Genomic DNA, 17,027 nt, shown 5'->3' with positions numbered 1-17,027 from the left:
GCACCCGTGCCGCGGCATGAACCGGAGCGCACCTGCATCATCACCCGCGAGGCTCAAAGCCCCGCGGGCCTGATCCGCTTTGTCCTCGGGCCCGACAATCAGGTCGTGCCCGATCTCAAGCACAAGCTTCCCGGCCGGGGCGTCTGGGTGACGGCCCGCCGCGATATGGTGGACGAGGCGGTGAAACGCCGCCTCTTCGCCCGCGCCTTCAAGACCGAGGCGAAAGCCTCTCCGACCCTCTCCCAGGACATCGAGCGCATGTTGCTGGAGGACCTGAGACAGGGCTTGGCGCTGGCCAATAAGGCAGGCTGCGTCATCACCGGCTTCGAAAAAGTCGAGTCGGCAATCACGGTTAAGCCCATCGTTGCCCTTATTCATGCCGCAGAGGCGGCCGAAGATGGGCGAAGAAAATTAGCGAACCCGTTGCGAAAACGCCTCGGCGAGGCAATATCTAGCTTTCCGGTCATCCAAGTATTGTCGAATGACGAATTGGGTTTGGCATTAGGCCGGTCACATGTGATACATGCTGCCCTCGTCGCGGGCGCTGGGAGCGACGGCTTTCTGAACCGCTGGCATCGTTACCGCACCTATTGCGGCATCGACGCCAATCTATCTGGCCTCGAAAACGAGACCGGCGAACCCACGATTTTGAAACCCGCAGGAACTGAGGCGGAATGACTGATACGAAAAACCAGGGCGACAAGACTCTTCACGTGTCGTCCAAGACGCTGTCTCTGAAGCGCCCCGTCGAGCAAGGCACGGTGCGCCAAAGCTTCTCCCATGGCCGCTCGAAATCGGTCGTGGTCGAGACCGTAAAGCGTCGCCCTGCTGCTGCCCCCACGGGGGGCAAGGACGAGAAGCCGGCTGTCTCCCAGGCTGCAGCGCCCGCTGCCGCGCCGAAGGCAGCTGCTCCGGCTTCGAAGCCGTCCAATCAAGGCGGACGCCCGCAACGCGGCGCGCCCTCCTCAAACGCGCCCCGGTCCGGCGTGGTGCTGCAGACGCTCTCCGACCAGGAGCGCGATGCCCGCATGAACGCGCTGGCCGATTCCCGTCGTCGTGACGAGGAAGACCGCAAGCGTCAGGCCGAAGAGGCTGCTCGCCGCGCCGAGCGCGAGGCTGCCGAGGCCAAGGATCGTGCTGCGGCAGAAGCCCGCAAGCAGGAAGAGGACGAGCGGCGCCGTCAGGACGAGGAGCGCAAGCGCCGCGCCGAGGACGAGGCTCGCCGTCGTCTGGGCGAGACAGCGGCTCCTGCTCCCGCACAGGCTCGCGACCGTACTCCGGCTCCGCGCCAGGATGGCCCGCGCGAAGGTCGCCCCGGCGGCTTCCGTCAGGACGGCCCGCGTGGCGATGGTCCCCGCGGTCCGCGTCCCGATGGTCAGCGTTCCGGCGGCTTCCGCTCCGAAGGTGCCCCGCGCGGTGAAGGCCGTCCAGGCGGTTTCCGCTCGGAAGGCGGCCCGCGTGGCGAAGGTCGTCCCGGTGGCTTCCGTTCCGATGGACCGCGTGAAGGCCGCCCTGGCGGTTTCGGCGGTGGTCCGCGCGTAACGGGCGGCACCTCCGGCGGTCGTCCCCCGAGCCTCAACCACATGGCCCGTCCCGCGGCTCCGGCGATCCCGGATCCGTCCACGGCCAAGCCCAATGCACGCACCGCTCCGCCGGTGGCAACCCGTGGCCCCGCCGTCGAGATCGATGACGATGAGGCACCGCGTACGGTTCGCCGTCCCGGCACCCCGGCAAAGCCGGCGGCTGCTCCGAAGACGCCCAAGGCCGCTCCCGGCGAGGAGCGCCGCCGTGGCCGCTTGACGCTCGCGACCGCCACTTCCGGCGAGGACGAGCGCACCCGTTCGCTCGCCGCGTTCCGTCGCCGCAACCAGCGTCTGATGGGCCACCGCCAGGTGGAGCAGAAGGAAAAGATCGCCCGCGAGGTGACGATTCCGGAAACGATCACCATCCAGGAGCTCGCCAACCGCATGTCGGAGCGCGCCGTGGACGTGATCAAGTTCCTGATGAAGCAGGGACAGATGCACAAGATCACCGACGTGATCGATGCCGATACCGCGCAGCTCGTCGCGGAAGAGCTCGGCCACACGGTGAAGCGCGTCGCGGAATCGGACGTCGAGGAAGGCCTTTTCGACACGCCGGACACGGACGAGAACCTCACGGCCCGTCCTCCGGTGGTCACCATCATGGGCCACGTCGACCACGGCAAGACCTCGCTGCTCGACGCGATCCGCAAGACCAACGTGGTCTCCGGCGAAGCCGGCGGCATCACGCAGCATATCGGCGCCTATCAGGTGACCTCGCCGCTCGGCGGCAAGATCACCTTCATCGACACCCCCGGCCACGCCGCCTTCACCGCCATGCGCGCCCGCGGCGCCAAGGTGACGGACATCGTCGTGCTCGTGGTGGCGGCCGATGACGGCGTCATGCCCCAGACCGTCGAGGCGATCACCCACGCGCAGGCGGCCGGCGTGCCGCTGATCGTGGCGATCAACAAGGTGGACAAGCCCGACGCGAACCCGCAGCGGGTGCGCACCGAGCTGCTCCAGCACTCGATTGTCGTGGAATCCATGGGCGGCGAAACCCTCGAATTCGAGGTGTCCGCCAAGACCGGCCACGGCCTCGACAGCCTTCTCGAAGGTCTGTCGCTCCAGTCGGAAATCCTGGATCTCAAGGCGAACCCGGAACGTTCGGCCGAAGGCACCGTCATCGAAGCCAAGCTCGATCGCGGTCGCGGTCCGGTAGCGACCGTGCTCGTCCAGCGCGGCACGCTGCGCACCGGCGACATCGTGGTGGCCGGCGCCGAATGGGGCCGCGTGCGCGCCCTGATCAACGATCTCGGCTCCAACGTGAAGGAAGCAGGCCCCTCGGTTCCGGTCGAGGTGCTGGGCTTCAACGGCACTCCGGAAGCCGGCGACCGCGTTGCGGTGGTCGAGTCCGAAGCCCGTGCCCGCGAGGTCACCGAGTACCGCACCCGTCAGAAGCGCGAACGCGCCGCAGCCCGCATGGGTTCGGCCGGACGTACGCTGGTGGACATGATGCGCGACCTGAAGGCCGGAGCCGGCCGCAAGGAGTTCCCGCTCGTGATCCGTGCCGACGTGCAGGGCTCGGCGGAGGCCATTGCCGGTGCTCTCGAGAAGGTTGGCAACGACGAAGTCGCTGCCCGCATCATCCAGGCCGGTGTCGGCGCGATCTCGGAATCCGACGTCACGCTGGCGGAAGCCTCCGGTGCGATCATCCTCGGCTTCAACGTGCGCGCCCACAAGGAAGCACGTGAATCCGCCGAGCGTGCCGGCATCGAGATCCGCTACTACAACATCATCTACGACCTCGTGGATGACGTGAAGGCGGCGATGTCCGGACTGCTCGCTCCGACGCTGCGCGAAGAGCGCCTCGGCGAAGCGCAGATCCTCGAAGTGTTCAACGTGTCGAAGGTCGGCAAGATCGCAGGCTGCCGCGTCCTCGACGGCGTGGTGCAGCGTGGCGCCCATGTTCGCCTCATCCGCGACAACGTGGTCATCCACGAGGGCAAGCTCGCTCAGCTCAAGCGCTTCAAGGACGACGCGAAGGAAGTCACATCCGGCCAGGAATGCGGTATGGCCTTCGAGAACTACCAGGACATGCGTGCTGGCGACGTGATCGAATGCTACCGCGTGGAAGAGGTGAAGCGGACATTGTAAGCCGCTCACCCTCTCGCTTCGACAGACTTGAAACGAACATCATGGCCGGGTCATCCCCGGCCATGATCCCTTTTGATCAATCCGGTCCAATCCCGGAGGACGACCATGGCAAAACGTTTTGAACAAACCACCGGCCCCTCCCAGCGCCAGCAGCGCGTGGCCGAGCTTATCCGCCACGCTCTCGCCGAGGTGCTCTCCCGCGGCGACATCCAGGACGACGTGTTGACGAAGAACGTCATCACGATTCCGGAAGTGCGCATGTCGCCGGACCTCAAGCTCGCGACCGCCTATGTGATGCCGCTCGGAGGCAAGGACGAGGATGCGGTGATCAAGGCTTTGGAGAAGAACAAGAAGGTTTTGCGCCAGGAAGTCGCCCGCCGCGTGAACCTGAAATTCGCGCCCGACCTGCGCTTCCGCCGCGACGAGAGCTTCGACGAGGCTGCCCGCATCGACGCATTGCTGCGCTCCGAGCGCGTGGCGCGCGATACGGGTAAACCGAGCGTCGACGAAGATGACGAGTGATCATCAGGAGAGCGCGTGGCCGAAAGTTGCAGTAACATTAGCAACATTTGGTGCCCTGATCCTTCTGAGTCTGATCGGACTTCGTCTGTTTGATCGAGGTCCTCTCATCACTGCTTATGACGAAGCTTGGCGAGACAGCTTTGGAACCAATGTCACAGAGGATGTCGCTGCAGCCCTACCCTTGGATAAATCTGCACGGGAAATGATGCAGTTTGTCGAGAGTAACGGGTTTGCCTGCAAACGCTCCGAACTCCTGCAGGATTTCGGTTTTCACATCTGTCAGCGTCGAAGATTACGCGTGAGGTTGCTTAGCTTCGCCTACGAAAAATGGGTCTTGGAATTTGAATGCCGAGCCAAACTTCCACGCTGCAACCATTTCGCGATGGTCCGGTGAGCGAAAGATCGAGCATAATGTCTGACGCACTCACGAACGCAGCGCTGGGCATCATCGATATCCGGTTCACGCCGTCGGCTGCAGATATGAAGGTTCTGTCGCGTCTTGCTTCAGACCGCGCCCTCATCATGATCCTGACGGTTCTTTCCCGCCTGGGCGCCTTTGCCTTTGGGGCAATCCTCACAGGCGCCGCCGTTTGGGCCTTGGGCGTGTTCGAAAGCGACATGCTGCAGACTGTGACCTTCGCCATTGCAGGCGGCTTGGCGGGTGTGGTGGCCTTTCGGCTTCTGATCGAAAAAGCCTGGCATCAACGCATTCGGCAGTTGCCCCTCAAGCGGGCACGAAACATGCATGTCATCGGCGATGGTCACGCTCTGACCGTCGAGGCCGAGCATATCAAAACCCGCATCGCCTTTTCAGGCATCGACCGTGTAGTCGTGGTGCCGACACATCTGGTTCTCTACCACGAGCGCATCCTGATCGCCGCCTTGCCGAAAAAAGCCTTTGAGGAATCTCAGGCTTTCGACGCCTTCGCGTCTTTTCTGCAGAAGCGCATTGCTCATCAAACTCACATATCTATTTCAGAGAAAACCGCATGACCGACGCACCTCAGAACGAGCGCCCTCCCCGCCGTCCCCATGGCGACCGCCCGAAGAAGCGCGACGTCAATGGCTGGATCATTCTCGACAAGGGCGTCGGCATGACCTCGACCCATGCGGTTGCGGTGGTGAAACGCGCGTTCTCCGCCAAGAAGGCAGGTCACGCGGGCACTCTCGATCCGTTGGCCTCCGGCATTCTGCCGATTGCCTTGGGTGAAGCCACGAAAACCGTGCCCTTCATCATGGACGGCCGCAAATCCTACGTGTTCACCGTCGCCTGGGGCGCGGAGACCAATACGGACGACACGGAAGGCGAGATCGTCGAGCGTACGGATAAGCTGCCTGAGGCATCGGAGATCGAGGCCCTGCTGCCGCGCTTTACCGGCTCCATTCAGCAGGTCCCTCCACGCTTTTCAGCCATCAAGATCCAAGGCGAGCGTGCCTACGATCTCGCCAGGGAGGGCGAGGTTGTGGAACTGCAGGCGCGCACCGTCGAGATCGACCGTCTCGCCCTCATCCATCATGACGGCAACCGCTCGGTAATCGAAGCGGATTGCGGCAAGGGCACCTATGTGCGCGCGATCGCCCGCGATCTCGGCCGCGCCCTCGGCTGCCTTGGCCATATCGCCGCGCTCAGGCGCACCCGCGTCGGGCCATTCTCGGAGCACGATGCAGTGACGGTGGACGATCTCACCACGGATCCTGCAGCGCTTCGCTCCGTGGACACGGCCTTGAGTGAAATTCCGTCGATCGCAGTCAGCCGCGACATGGCGAACCGCCTCATGCGCGGCCAATCCATTATCCTGCGTGGACGGGAGGCCCCTCTCACCGGCAAGGCTTACGCCACCTGCAACGGCGTGCTCGTCGCCGTCGGCGATATCGAGCGCGGTGAGTTGGTTCCGCACCGGGTGTTCAATCTGGGGGCTTAAAAACATGCCATCCCGGGCTGCGGTGCAGAACCCGGGATCGCTGGACGACAAGTGCACCTTATTCTGAAAGCGATCCCGGATCGGCTTGACGCCGTCCGGGATGACGCTTGTCGGAATTACCGGTCCGCCTTCAGGCCCTGTGCCTCGCGCGACAGGTACTTCAGCGTGATCGGCTCGATCATGTCGTAGATGGCCTGAGCGGTTTTTTCCTCTTCCCGCAGAGTCTCCTGGAGAGCGGGAACGAAGCGCTGGTGGCCGGCGGCTTGCGCCATGGCGATCAGCGACTTGTAGGACGCAATCTCGAAATTCTCGAAGGCATGATTGGCGAAGGTATTTTTCAGCACCTCGTCGGCCATGGGCATGTGGCCGGCCGCGGCCATGTTGGCCATGAACTGGGTGGCCATGTCCTTCAGCAGTGAGCGGTCCTCGCCGAAGGTGTGCAGCATCTCGTCGAGACGGCGCACCTGGCCTTCCGTCTCGGCAATGTGCCGGCGCAGAAGGTCGGACATTTCCGGATAGTTCTCGAAGCGCTCGACCTGACGCTGCATCAGCTGCAGCGCTTCCTTCTCAAGGGCATGCGCGTTCTGAAGACCAGTGATGAAAACGTTCTTCACGGTTTCATTGGAGGCAAGATCAGTCGTGCCGGTGCTGGCGGTCATGATGTCGGGTTCCTATATGAGAGGGTGTCTGGTTCACCAACCTCGCGACCGAATACTTGTTCCGGCGCATGCGGCACCGGACAGCCCGGAACCGGCCATCCTATTGTCAGGCTTGGCAAAAACGATTCCGCTGGTACTTATTCACAATTCGTGTATGGTGCGCCCGCCTCGAAGGGTTGACCCTTCGAAGGACCGTCTGGGCTTCCAGACCGCGCTGGACGACATCCCGGCCCGGCCTTTCCCCGACGAAACCGGCCCTGAGCCCCTCGGCCAAGGTCTCACGAAAAAGCAAACCTGAAAGGATATGCGATGTCGATCACTGCTGAGCGCAAGAACGCGCTTGTAAAGGAATTCGCGCAGAAGGCTGGCGACACGGGCTCCCCCGAGGTGCAGATCGCCATTCTGACCGAGCGGATCACCAACCTGACCGGTCACTTCAAGACCCACAACAAGGACAACCATTCCCGTCGTGGCCTCCTGAAGCTCGTCTCGTCGCGCCGTTCGCTTCTCGACTACCTGAAGAAGAAGGACGAGAACCGCTACAAGACCCTGATCGAAAAGCTCGGCATCCGCCGCTAAGCTTTTGACCTTTCCGTCCGGAGCACGGCTCCGGACGGTTTTTCCGGATGTGACCGAGAAATCATCTCCGGTGTTCACGAACGGATCGGGCGATAGAGCCTGACCGGTTCGCTCCGGCGCTGGCGAGACCTCGAGAAGAAGTCCCGGCGTCCCTTTGAGGAGATGGATGACGCGATGTCCATGGCAGGATCGCAAGAGGCTTGGAGAAGCGGGCAGACCCGCTTTACGAGCCTCTTGCCGTCTTGCTCATGGCATCGAGCCCCCGCTCCTGCTGTCATGAAAGACGAAACATGTTCGATACACAACGCGAAGAACTGATCTGGGGTGGGCGCAAGCTCACGCTCGAAACCGGCCGCATGGCCCGCCAGGCCGATGGCGCCGTGGTCGCCACCTATGGTGAAACTACCGTGCTCGCCACCGTCGTTTCGGCCAAGGAGCCGAAGGTCGGCATCGATTTCTTCCCGCTCACGGTGAACTACCAGGAGCGCGCCTATGCCGCCGGTCGCATCCCGGGCGGCTACTTCAAGCGCGAAGGCCGTCCGACCGAGAAGGAGACCCTCGTCTCCCGTCTCATCGACCGCCCGATCCGCCCCCTCTTCGTCGAAGGCTACCGTAACGACACTCAGGTTGTCGTGACCGTGCTCTCGCACGACCTCGAGAACGATCCCGACATCGTCGGCATGGTTGCCGCCTCCGCGGCCCTCACCCTCTCCGGCGTGCCCTTCATGGGCCCGGTGGGCGCAGCCCGCGTCGGCTATATCGGCGGCCAGTACAAGCTGAACCCGCCGCTGCAGGAAATGGACCAGACGGACCTCGACCTCGTGGTCGCCGGCACCGCCGACGCCGTGCTCATGGTCGAGTCGGAAGCCAAGGAACTGCCGGAAGACGTGATGCTCGGCGCCGTGATGTTCGGCCACAAGCACTTCCAGCCGGTGATCGAGGCCATCATCCGCCTCGCCGAGAAGGCCGCCAAGGAGCCGCGCGACTACCAGCCGGCCGATGTCTCCGACGTGGAGAAGGCCGTTCTCGAAATCGCCGAGAAGGACCTGCGCGAAGCCTACAAGCTCACCAAGAAGCAGGACCGCTACAATGCCGTCGACGCCGTGAAGGCGAAGGTGTTCGAAGCGCTCTGCCCCGCCGAGGGCGAAGCCAAGTTCGAAGCCGAGAAGGTCAAGGCCGTCTTCAAGGAAGCCCAGGCCAAGGTCGTGCGCTGGAACATCCTCGACACCGGCTCGCGCATCGATGGCCGCGATCTCAAGACCGTCCGTCCGATCCTGTCGGAAGTAGGCGTTCTGCCCCGCACCCACGGCTCCGCCGTGTTCACCCGCGGCGAGACGCAGGCGCTGGTCGTGACCACGCTCGGCACCGGCGAGGACGAGCAGTTCATCGACGAGCTGGAAGGCACCCGCAAGGAAACCTTCCTGCTGCACTACAACTTCCCGCCCTACTCCGTCGGTGAGACGGGCCGCATGGGCTCGCCCGGTCGCCGCGAAATCGGCCACGGCAAGCTCGCCTGGCGCGCCATCCACCCGATGCTGCCGGCGGCTCACGACTTCCCCTACACGATCCGCGTCGTGTCGGAGATCACCGAGTCGAACGGCTCCTCCTCCATGGCCACGGTCTGCGGCGCGTCTCTCGCGCTGATGGATGCTGGCGTGCCGCTCCGCCGTCCGGTGGCGGGCATCGCCATGGGCCTCATCCTCGAGGGTGAGCGCTTCGCGGTCCTGTCCGACATTCTCGGCGACGAGGATCACCTCGGCGACATGGACTTCAAGGTGGCCGGAACCGAGCAGGGCATCACCTCGCTCCAGATGGACATCAAGATCGCCGGCATCACGGAAGAGATCATGCGCGTCGCGCTCGAGCAGGCTCAGGCCGGCCGCACGCACATCCTCGCCGAGATGAACAAGGCCCTCACCGCTCCGCGCGCCGAACTCGGCGAGCACGCTCCGCGCATCGAGACCATGCAGATCCCGGTCGACAAGATCCGCGAAGTCATCGGTTCGGGCGGCAAGGTCATCCGCGAGATCGTGGAGAAGACCGGCGCGAAGATCGACATCAACGACGACGGCCTCATCAAGATCGCCTCCGCCGACGGCAAGTCGATCAAGGCCGCCTATAACTGGATCCGCTCCATCGTCGCCGAGCCCGAGGTCAATGTGATCTATGACGGTACGGTGGTGAAGGTGATGGAATTCGGCGCCTTCGTGAACTTCTTCGGTTCACGCGACGGCCTCGTGCACATCTCGGAGCTCGCCAAGAACCGCGTCGCCAAGGTCACGGACGTGGTCAAGGAAGGCGACAAGGTGAAGGTGAAGTTCCTCGGCATGGACGACCGCGGCAAGGTCCGTCTCTCCATGAAGGTCGTGAACCAGGAGACCGGCGAAGACATCACCGAGCAGCTCAAGGCTGAGCGCGACGCCGAAAAGGCCCAGCGCGACCAGCAGAAGGCCGCCAGCGGCGAGTAAGTCTCAAGGCTTATAGCTCCAGAATGAAAGCCTCGGTCTTCTGGACCGGGGCTTTTTTCTTGGTTTCAATGCTGGCAGAAAGGCGACACAGCTCAATTTCCATATTGCCGTGCCACTAAGTCCTCATGGCTTCAACAGATCATTACGGATTATGGCCTGTACCAAGGTCAGTATTATGCCAGACGTCGCTAGATCTTGCTCGAAATCCTACAAAACTGTATCCATATTCTGGTGGAACATCCTCTGGAACCCTTGCTTAGCTCTAAGCTTTGATGGGTAGGAGCCTCTAATGGTCGCTGTTAAGGCAAAAGCAAAGACTACATATACCGCCCGGGATCGGAGCGGTAAGTTTGTTGCTGTCGCCTCACGCGATCAGAGTGCAGTGCTTGTTGCCCGCCCTCCCCGGCCTTTGCAGGGGAAGGTCGACTATGATGAACTTATCACAACGGCCATGAAGAAGTTCTCGAAGACGCGGGCACGCCTTGCCGAGTGAGCCGCGTTGGCTTCCTCTTGAAGTCGTTATCACGATAAATCGCCGCGAAGTCGAAGAGACTGGTGAGCCTTTTGGCGTGCGAGATGATGGGCTTCTCGAAATGGCACTTATGAAGCCCCGGAACCTTTGGCTCTATGAGCATCAGGACGACATAGCGGTGCTCGCGACGGCCCTTTTGTTCGGGATTACACGTAACCATCCATTCCAACAAGGCAACAAGCGCACGGGGCTGACCGCCGCCGAGGTATTCGTTGCCCTCAATGGTTACAAACTAGAGGTACCGGATGGAGATCTCTTGGCCAATGCCATTCTCGATGTGATCACTGAGCGCGCTTCAGAGGAAGAGTTCAGCGAGGCCATGCGCGTCTTCGTCCGCTCGCTCTGAATATAGAGTTTGGGCCCGGGCCTATCTGAAATATCTTTTATTGAAGAATTTAACATCAGATGGAATGCTGTGCTCAGCAGCGTGAAAGATTTGTACGTGGAATTCTTCCTTTGTAGCGCAATCAGCGCTTAATGGGCGCGTTTTCGACCACACCCTTTCTTTGTCGACACTGCTCCTCACCTCAGCGGCAGATAAATATCTGTCCGCAACTCGGTCGGCGGGGTGTCGCGCGGGCTGTTGAGATAATCCTCGAAGACTGGGGCGTCGGCGGCTTCGCGGTTTGATGCGGGAAGCCATTGGCCGAAGAGCCAATCATAGGCCATGCGCATGTCGCCATAGGGGCCTTTGTATTTCAGAACCGCATAGTCGCCGCCTTGAACCTGTGTCGTCAGAAGCGGCGCATCGACCGCGACCGGATTGAAAACGGCAACGCCCGCCTGCGATCTCAACTCAGCCTCCGGCACGCTCGTCGGATCATCAATATAGACGCCGATCATGCGCATATCCGGCTTGATGAGATTGCGCGAAGCCAGCGTCGTGAACAGAAGGTCGAAGCTTTTGCCGATGCTCATGTAAGAGCCGCGATGATCGACCGCGATCAAATCCATGGCGGGAACGTGATTGAGGGCGATGTCATACATGGCTTGGATGTCCTGAAGTGTTGAGTCTTTGAAGACTGAATGGCTGCCGACCTCGCGGTATTTCGCAGGTGGCAGTCCGAAGGCGGCGCTGAAGGCGCGGGTGAAGGAGGCCTGGCTGTCGTATCCGGCGCGCATCGCGATCGCCTGAATGGATTTTCCAGTATGGGCCAGTTCGGCAGCGGCGCGCTGCAACCGCAGGCGCCTCACTGTCGCCGCGACCGTTTCACCGAAATAGCCGTGATAGATGCGGTGCCAATGATAGGGCGACAGGCAGGCGACATCGGCCAGAACATCGAGACTAAGTTCTTTATCCAGATGATCGTGGATATAGGCCGAAACGCGCATGAGGCGCCTCGCGTAAGTCTCTGAAACCGGTTTCTCCATGACCTGCCCTCAACTGACTATTTGCCTAACCTTAAGCGGAGAGGCTTTGATAAATCCTGCTGTTCTGAAGTTTCTCATCCTTCGTTTTAGAGAAGCCCAAGTTCGGCAAAATTGACCTGCCGGGGAACAAAAGTTATTTAGAATTATTCTAAAGAAAGGGTCTGCCATGCTCTCCCGCGTCTTCGGCTTTGACCGTCGTCCGTTCGATTCCTTGAGCGAACAGGAAATCCTGGCGCTCGCGATTTCCTCGGAAGAGGACGATGCGCGGATCTATCGCTCCTATGCGGAAGGTCTGCGGGAGCAGTTTCCGCAATCGGCCAAGGTCTTCGAGGAAATGGCGGTTGAGGAAGACGGGCACCGGTCGGCGCTGATCGAACTGCACCGCAAGCGCTTCGGAGAAACCATTCCGCTGATCCGGCGCGAGCATGTGCGCGGCTATTACGAGAGAAAGCCGGATTGGCTGGTGCGCCCGCTCGGCATCGAGAAGGTGCGGACGGCGGCGGAAACCATGGAGGCGCAGGCGCACCGCTTCTATGTGGAGGCTGCGAAGCGCTCGACGGATGCCTCGACGCGAAAGCTCCTCGGCGATCTCGCCACCGCGGAGATGGCGCACGAATCTCTCGCCCGCCGCCTCGGCCTCGCTCACACGCCGGAATCGGTAAAAGAGGAAGAGGCACAGACCGAGCGGCGGCAATTCATCCTGACTTACGTTCAGCCGGGACTGGCGGGCCTGATGGATGGATCGGTTTCGACCCTCGCGCCGATCTTCGCCGCGGCCTTCGCCACGCAGGATACCTGGCAGACCTTTCTCGTGGGCCTCTCGGCGTCCGTGGGTGCGGGCATTTCCATGGGCTTCACGGAAGCCGCCCACGACGACGGCAAGCTCTCAGGGCGCGGCTCGCCCATCAAGCGGGGATTTGCGTCAGGCATCATGACCGCCGTCGGAGGCCTCGGACACGCCCTGCCCTATCTGATTCCGCATTTCTGGACCGCGACGATCATCGCCGCCGCCGTTGTGTTCGTGGAGCTCTGGGCCATCGCCTTCATCCAGAACCGCTACATGGAGACGCCCTTCCTGCGTGCGGCGTTCCAGGTGGTGCTCGGTGGCGCGCTGGTCTTCGCGGCGGGCGTGCTGATCGGGAACGCCTAGCGTAGCGCCAGGATCACCCTCTCCTCTCCGACAGCGTGAACCATCCGATGCCGAGAATGACGAGAGCGGCGCCGAGCCAATCCGCAAGGCCCACCGCATCGCCGAGGATCGACATGGCGAGCACGATGGTGACCACGGGGCTGAGCATGCCGATGGTGGCGTTCGCCTGGGGCGTGATCTGCTTCAGGGCCGCGCTCATGAAGAACGATGGCAGCACCGTTGCGCCGAAGGCGAGGGCGAGGCTCAAACCCCATAGATGGGCTGACACGAACAGGTTCTCGAAAGGGTGCGTGACCAGAAACTGCAGGATGACGGCCACCCCCGCCGCGCCCATGGCGATGCAGGTGAACAATTGCGGGCCGATCGTCATGATCAAGGGCTTTGCGAGCAGTTGATACAGCGCGAAGGTGACGGCGGCGGCGAGCACGAAGAGGGTGCCTGTCATCGCGCTTGCGCCGAGGGCGGCAAAATTCTGTGAGAACATCAGCGCCAGGCCCACATAGCTCACCGCAAAGGCGAGCAGAGCCTTAGGCTTGATCGACTGGCGGAAAAAGGCTGCGCCGATGAGCACGACGAAGAGCGGGTAGGTGAACAGGATCAGCCGCTCGAAATGCGCGGAGATGTATTCGAGCCCCTTGAAGTCGAGATAGCTCGACGTCCAGTAACCGATGAGCCCGACGCCGATCACGCGCAGCCACAGCTTCGTATCCGGAAGCGTTTTCCCGCTGGCCTTCATGCTGGTGAAAGCGTGGATGCCGATGACGAGATAGAAGGGCAGGGCGAGGATCATGCGCAGAGCGAGCGTGGTCTCCGCATCGATGCCGTGCGCGTAGGCCAGCTTGATGAGAATGCTCTTGGTGGAAAACAGCGTCGCGCCCGCAGCCGCCATGGCATAGCCCATGTAAGGCGGTCGCTTGATGTCTTGGGCCACGGTCTCGGCGGAGGCGGTCATGCGAATTCCTTCCCTGCCACCTTTTTCACAGAGCCGGTGAGGGCACAAGGCTGACAGAGTGCATCCCACCGTTGCGGCCAAGGCGCAGCGAGTTTATGCCTTGGCCTCGTCCACCGCAGAAGAGGCGTTTCATGCCGGCCACGATCTCCAGCATCGCTGAACTCGAAGCGCTCTACGAGCTCCCGTCCGAGGCCTCGCTGCTGAAGGAGGTCGATCGCATCATCCCCGAATACCGCGCCTTCATCGAGGCCGCGCCCTTCCTGGCTCTCGCAACGCAGGGACCTGAGGGCCTCGACTGCTCGCCCCGCGGCGACGGGCCGGGCTTCGTGCGCGTTGCGGACGACAAGACCCTGCTGATACCGGACCGTCGCGGCAACAACCGCATCGATTCCCTTCGCAATATCGTACGCGACCCGCATGTTGCCCTGCTTTTCCTGATCCCTGGCATCGGCGAAACGCTCCGGGTGAACGGACGGGCGGTGATTTCCGTCGAACCACCATTGCTGGAGAGCTTCGCGTTCGACGGCAAGACACCGAAATCCGTCATCGCGATCACGGTGGAATCGGTATTCTTCCAATGCGCCCGCGCGATCCTGCGCTCGGATTTATGGAACCCGCAGAAGCATATCCCGCGCAAGGACCTGCCGAGCGCCGGCCAGATTCTGGCGGCCGTGACCCAGAACCGTTTCGACGGCGAGGCATATGACAAAGTCCTGCCGGAACGTCAGAAAACGACTCTCTACTGAACCTCGTGGAGCTGCCGCCTATCTCCCACGCGCCCTCTTGACCATCAGGGCCTGCCCGTCGGAAAAGCGGAGGCAGTCTTCTTGAAAGGGGCACATCATGACCATTCAACGCATCAAGTCCGGTCCCCGCATGAGCGGCGCCGTCGTCCACGGCAACACGGTGTATCTCGCAGGCCAAGTCGCCAACCAGAGCGCCGGCAAGAGCGTGACCGAGCAGACGCAGGAAATCCTGTCGATCATCGACAGCCTGCTGGCCGAGGCCGGCACCGACAAGTCGAAGCTCCTGATGGTCAACATCTGGCTGACCGACATGAGCACGTTCCAGGAAATGAATGCCGTGTGGGACGCCTGGGTTTCCCCCGGCAATACGCCCGCCCGCGCCACCGTCGAGGCAAAGCTGGCGGCTCCCCAGTTCAAAGTCGAGATCGCCGTCATCGCGGCGAAGTAAACTCTTCGACGCAAAAAAGAAGCGGGCCGAAAGCCCGCTTCAATCTTTTCAAGCTCACGCCGTCTTATGGGCAGGCGTGACGGCGCCCGTCATAGCCCAGATAGGTGCCCGAAGCCGGATCGTAGGACCGGAAGCGCTGAGCGCAGTAAGCGTGGACATTGCTGCTTGGAGCGGCCTGAGCCTGCGACTGGGCAAGGGCCCCGCCGATGATAGCGCCGGTGGCAAGGCCCAGAGCGCCGGCGGCCAGGGCGTCACCGCGGTCGCGGCGATAATAGCGGCGCTCCCCGTAACGAGGGCCACCGCGATAATAGCGACGCTCCACATAGCGCGGACCGCCACGGTAGTAACGGCGATACTGCACGTAATCGGCCTTCACGTCGCCATTCTGGATCGCAGCGACAAGGCCATTCAGGGGAGCCTTCTGCACTTCAGCTGCCGAGGCAGGCGCGGTGAAGGCTGCGGTGCCAAGAGCTGCCGTCGCAGCGAGAGCCATCAACATTTTACGCATAAGGTAACTCCTTGGAGGGTTTTCAGCGTTGTGAGCCGAACGCATCAGGCAAGGCGTCGTTCCCTAGCGTGGCCTTTTTTGCCTAAGAGCTCTCGCGAAAACGTGAGGGAGCGCCAGCCGGTGCTGCCCGGCCACGCTTCACGGAGGAGGGGGCATTTGCTTCGCGCATTCTCAGCTGTCCGGTCGGGCAGAGATCGAGAATGACGCAGCGTCCGCAGGCTGGATTGTTGAAGAAGCAGCAGCGCTGCCCATGCAACATCATGACTTCATGATTATCATAAACGGCTTGGGCATCCCATTCCGGGGGGAGCAGGGCGAAGAGAACCGCATGCGACGGCCCCACGGCCACGTTGCGTGCGATCAGGCCCGTGCGCGCAGCCACACGGTGATGATGTGAATCGACGGGGAGAGCTGCTTTCCGCAGTGTCGAAAAGGATAGAACGGCCGCGCTCGTTTTCGGCCCGATGCCGGGGATGCTTTCGAGCCATGCACGCGCTTCCTCCACCGGCATCTCGCTCAGGAAATCGAGGGAGAGGGCGCCGTGACGCTCTTCGATAGCGTGCAAAATCGCCTGCAGGCGCGGCGCTTTCTGCTCAGGCCAGGTTACGCCCTGAATCGTTTCTTCCACTTCCTCGGTCGGAGCGTTCATCAGCGCCGCCCAATCGGCATAGCGCGCCCGCAACGCTTTGTACGCGCGACCTGAATCCGCGTTGCGGGTGCGATGCGACAGAAGCGAGGAAATCAGCTCGCTCAGCGGGTCGAGAGTATGGAAGTAGGGAATCGGGCAACCATAGGCTGCGCAAAGACGCTCGTGGATCGCGAGCGCCTTGGCCTTCAGGTCCTGCGGTTCCGGATTCATGGGCTTTCAAGTCGGAACCCGACTCGCCGGTTCCATAAGTCCGAGTCGGAAGGGCTGGCGTGTCGTGAAACCACGTTCGCTTGTGCCTATCGTAGCGTTGACTTATATGAAGCTCGTAAGCGAGGACGGCCTCCCCCAGCCTTCTGGGACAATCGTTCGGGACGACCCGAACTTTTCCCGCTGGGGTTTTTCATGCGCACGACACGCGACCGGATTCGTCACGCCATCAGCTTCGAAATCATCGGACTTGCCCTCATCACGCCCCTCGGCGCTTGGGTTTTCGACATGCCCATGCACGATATCGGCGTGATCGGTTTCGCAAGCGCGACTATCGCCACGCTTTGGAACTACATCTACAATCTCGGCTTCGACCATGTCATGCAGCGGGTGAGGGGAAGCACGCTAAAGACCGCGCCGATCCGTGTGCTGCACACGATCCTGTTCGAAGGCGGCCTTCTGGTCGTGCTGCTGCCGCTCATCGCCTGGTATCTCGATATCGGCCTGTGGCAGGCCTTCCTGATGGACGTGTCCTTCGCCCTTTTCTACATGGGCTACGCTTTCGTCTTCAACTGGGCTTATGACCGTCTGTTTCCGTTGCCGGAATGGCGAGAGCTGGGAGCAGCCTGAAGACCAC

The 17,027-nt window shown here is 61.9% G+C and carries 18 protein-coding genes; 13 read left to right on the top strand and 5 right to left on the bottom strand.

Features of this window, described 5'->3' with window-relative positions; all coding sequences use genetic code 11:
- Positions 1-6: 6 nt before the first annotated feature.
- From BLP10_RS06735 to truB, 6 genes are all read left to right on the top strand, one after another.
- A complete protein-coding gene (locus tag BLP10_RS06735; RefSeq protein WP_091132397.1) occupies positions 7-678 on the top strand; it encodes an RNA-binding protein in 672 nt (223 codons plus the stop codon).
- The gene (gene infB, locus BLP10_RS06730; RefSeq protein ID WP_091132394.1) at positions 675-3,677 is read left to right on the top strand and encodes a translation initiation factor IF-2; all 3,003 of its coding nucleotides are present in this window, start codon (positions 675-677) and stop codon (positions 3,675-3,677) included. The genes BLP10_RS06735 and infB overlap by 4 nt, the downstream gene beginning before the upstream one ends.
- A gap of 105 nt (positions 3,678-3,782) precedes the next feature.
- Complete coding sequence (gene rbfA / locus BLP10_RS06725; protein WP_091132390.1) at positions 3,783-4,199, top strand: 30S ribosome-binding factor RbfA; 417 nt, start codon at positions 3,783-3,785, stop codon at positions 4,197-4,199.
- Positions 4,189-4,593 (top strand): hypothetical protein, encoded by a 405-nt coding sequence (locus BLP10_RS23105; RefSeq protein ID WP_175493811.1) that lies wholly within the window; start codon positions 4,189-4,191, stop codon positions 4,591-4,593. Before rbfA ends, BLP10_RS23105 begins: the two co-directional genes overlap by 11 nt.
- Before the next feature lie 17 nt (positions 4,594-4,610).
- Complete coding sequence (locus BLP10_RS06720; protein WP_175493810.1) at positions 4,611-5,192, top strand: YcxB family protein; 582 nt, start codon at positions 4,611-4,613, stop codon at positions 5,190-5,192.
- Entirely contained in the window at positions 5,189-6,121 is a 933-nt protein-coding gene (gene truB, locus BLP10_RS06715; protein WP_091132383.1) for a tRNA pseudouridine(55) synthase TruB, read from the top strand. The genes BLP10_RS06720 and truB overlap by 4 nt, the downstream gene beginning before the upstream one ends.
- Before the next feature lie 116 nt (positions 6,122-6,237).
- On the opposite strand, the gene BLP10_RS06710 is transcribed toward truB, so the two are convergent.
- On the bottom strand, positions 6,238-6,780 hold the full coding sequence (locus BLP10_RS06710) for a ferritin-like domain-containing protein (protein ID WP_091132380.1): 543 nt from the start codon (positions 6,778-6,780) through the stop codon (positions 6,238-6,240).
- A gap of 309 nt (positions 6,781-7,089) precedes the next feature.
- On the opposite strand from BLP10_RS06710, the gene rpsO reads away from it, so the two are divergent.
- The 3 genes from rpsO (at position 7,090) to BLP10_RS06690 (ending at position 10,705) form a co-directional block, all read left to right on the top strand.
- On the top strand, positions 7,090-7,359 hold the full coding sequence (rpsO, locus tag BLP10_RS06705; protein WP_091132374.1) for a 30S ribosomal protein S15: 270 nt from the start codon (positions 7,090-7,092) through the stop codon (positions 7,357-7,359).
- Positions 7,360-7,649: 290 nt separating this feature from the next.
- Positions 7,650-9,827 carry a polyribonucleotide nucleotidyltransferase gene (gene pnp, locus BLP10_RS06700; RefSeq protein WP_091132370.1) on the top strand — a complete coding sequence of 726 codons (2,178 nt, stop codon included), beginning with the start codon at positions 7,650-7,652 and terminating at the stop codon, positions 9,825-9,827.
- 482 nt (positions 9,828-10,309) lie between these two features.
- Complete coding sequence (locus tag BLP10_RS06690; RefSeq protein WP_091132360.1) at positions 10,310-10,705, top strand: type II toxin-antitoxin system death-on-curing family toxin; 396 nt, start codon at positions 10,310-10,312, stop codon at positions 10,703-10,705.
- Positions 10,706-10,881: 176 nt separating this feature from the next.
- Here BLP10_RS06690 and BLP10_RS06685 read toward each other — a convergent pair whose 3' ends face one another.
- On the bottom strand, positions 10,882-11,730 hold the full coding sequence (locus tag BLP10_RS06685; protein WP_091132357.1) for an AraC family transcriptional regulator: 849 nt from the start codon (positions 11,728-11,730) through the stop codon (positions 10,882-10,884).
- 166 nt (positions 11,731-11,896) lie between these two features.
- Between BLP10_RS06685 and mbfA the strand changes: the two genes are divergently transcribed.
- Complete coding sequence (mbfA, locus tag BLP10_RS06680) at positions 11,897-12,880, top strand: iron exporter MbfA (protein WP_091132353.1); 984 nt, start codon at positions 11,897-11,899, stop codon at positions 12,878-12,880.
- A 13-nt stretch (positions 12,881-12,893) separates the two neighbouring features.
- On the opposite strand, the gene BLP10_RS06675 is transcribed toward mbfA, so the two are convergent.
- A complete protein-coding gene (locus BLP10_RS06675) occupies positions 12,894-13,832 on the bottom strand; it encodes a DMT family transporter (RefSeq protein WP_091132349.1) in 939 nt (312 codons plus the stop codon).
- Positions 13,833-13,963: 131 nt separating this feature from the next.
- Between BLP10_RS06675 and BLP10_RS06670 the strand changes: the two genes are divergently transcribed.
- Together BLP10_RS06670 and BLP10_RS06665 are read left to right on the top strand one after the other, a co-directional pair.
- On the top strand, positions 13,964-14,578 hold the full coding sequence (locus tag BLP10_RS06670) for a pyridoxamine 5'-phosphate oxidase family protein (RefSeq protein WP_091132345.1): 615 nt from the start codon (positions 13,964-13,966) through the stop codon (positions 14,576-14,578).
- 97 nt (positions 14,579-14,675) lie between these two features.
- Positions 14,676-15,026 (top strand): RidA family protein, encoded by a 351-nt coding sequence (locus BLP10_RS06665; RefSeq protein ID WP_091132342.1) that lies wholly within the window; start codon positions 14,676-14,678, stop codon positions 15,024-15,026.
- 64 nt (positions 15,027-15,090) lie between these two features.
- Here BLP10_RS06665 and BLP10_RS06660 read toward each other — a convergent pair whose 3' ends face one another.
- Entirely contained in the window at positions 15,091-15,534 is a 444-nt protein-coding gene (locus tag BLP10_RS06660) for a BA14K family protein (RefSeq protein WP_091132337.1), read from the bottom strand.
- An 82-nt stretch (positions 15,535-15,616) separates the two neighbouring features.
- Positions 15,617-16,393 carry an endonuclease III domain-containing protein gene (locus BLP10_RS06655; protein ID WP_091132335.1) on the bottom strand — a complete coding sequence of 259 codons (777 nt, stop codon included), beginning with the start codon at positions 16,391-16,393 and terminating at the stop codon, positions 15,617-15,619.
- A 192-nt stretch (positions 16,394-16,585) separates the two neighbouring features.
- On the opposite strand from BLP10_RS06655, the gene BLP10_RS06650 reads away from it, so the two are divergent.
- On the top strand, positions 16,586-17,020 hold the full coding sequence (locus BLP10_RS06650) for a PACE efflux transporter (RefSeq protein WP_091132331.1): 435 nt from the start codon (positions 16,586-16,588) through the stop codon (positions 17,018-17,020).
- Positions 17,021-17,027: the final 7 nt, after the last annotated feature.

The sequence above is a fragment of the Microvirga guangxiensis genome (assembly GCF_900102135.1).
Taxonomy (GTDB): Bacteria; Pseudomonadota; Alphaproteobacteria; order Rhizobiales; family Beijerinckiaceae; genus Microvirga; species Microvirga guangxiensis.
This window is presented reverse-complemented; position numbering and strand designations above follow the sequence as displayed.

Bases quoted from the DNA above. Each gene is read 5' to 3' on its own strand.
- infB (WP_091132394.1), top strand. From the start codon at position 675: ATGACTGATACGAAAAACCAGGGCGACAAGACTCTTCACGTGTCGTCC.
- rbfA (WP_091132390.1), top strand. From the start codon at position 3,783: ATGGCAAAACGTTTTGAACAAACCACCGGCCCCTCCCAGCGCCAGCAG.
- BLP10_RS23105 (WP_175493811.1), top strand. From the start codon at position 4,189: ATGACGAGTGATCATCAGGAGAGCGCGTGGCCGAAAGTTGCAGTAACA.
- BLP10_RS06720 (WP_175493810.1), top strand. From the start codon at position 4,611: ATGTCTGACGCACTCACGAACGCAGCGCTGGGCATCATCGATATCCGG.
- truB (WP_091132383.1), top strand. From the start codon at position 5,189: ATGACCGACGCACCTCAGAACGAGCGCCCTCCCCGCCGTCCCCATGGC.
- BLP10_RS06710 (WP_091132380.1), bottom strand. From the start codon at position 6,780: ATGACCGCCAGCACCGGCACGACTGATCTTGCCTCCAATGAAACCGTG.
- rpsO (WP_091132374.1), top strand. From the start codon at position 7,090: ATGTCGATCACTGCTGAGCGCAAGAACGCGCTTGTAAAGGAATTCGCG.
- pnp (WP_091132370.1), top strand. From the start codon at position 7,650: ATGTTCGATACACAACGCGAAGAACTGATCTGGGGTGGGCGCAAGCTC.
- BLP10_RS06685 (WP_091132357.1), bottom strand. From the start codon at position 11,730: ATGGAGAAACCGGTTTCAGAGACTTACGCGAGGCGCCTCATGCGCGTT.
- mbfA (WP_091132353.1), top strand. From the start codon at position 11,897: ATGCTCTCCCGCGTCTTCGGCTTTGACCGTCGTCCGTTCGATTCCTTG.
- BLP10_RS06675 (WP_091132349.1), bottom strand. From the start codon at position 13,832: ATGACCGCCTCCGCCGAGACCGTGGCCCAAGACATCAAGCGACCGCCT.
- BLP10_RS06670 (WP_091132345.1), top strand. From the start codon at position 13,964: ATGCCGGCCACGATCTCCAGCATCGCTGAACTCGAAGCGCTCTACGAG.
- BLP10_RS06665 (WP_091132342.1), top strand. From the start codon at position 14,676: ATGACCATTCAACGCATCAAGTCCGGTCCCCGCATGAGCGGCGCCGTC.
- BLP10_RS06660 (WP_091132337.1), bottom strand. From the start codon at position 15,534: ATGCGTAAAATGTTGATGGCTCTCGCTGCGACGGCAGCTCTTGGCACC.
- BLP10_RS06655 (WP_091132335.1), bottom strand. From the start codon at position 16,393: ATGAATCCGGAACCGCAGGACCTGAAGGCCAAGGCGCTCGCGATCCAC.
- BLP10_RS06650 (WP_091132331.1), top strand. From the start codon at position 16,586: ATGCGCACGACACGCGACCGGATTCGTCACGCCATCAGCTTCGAAATC.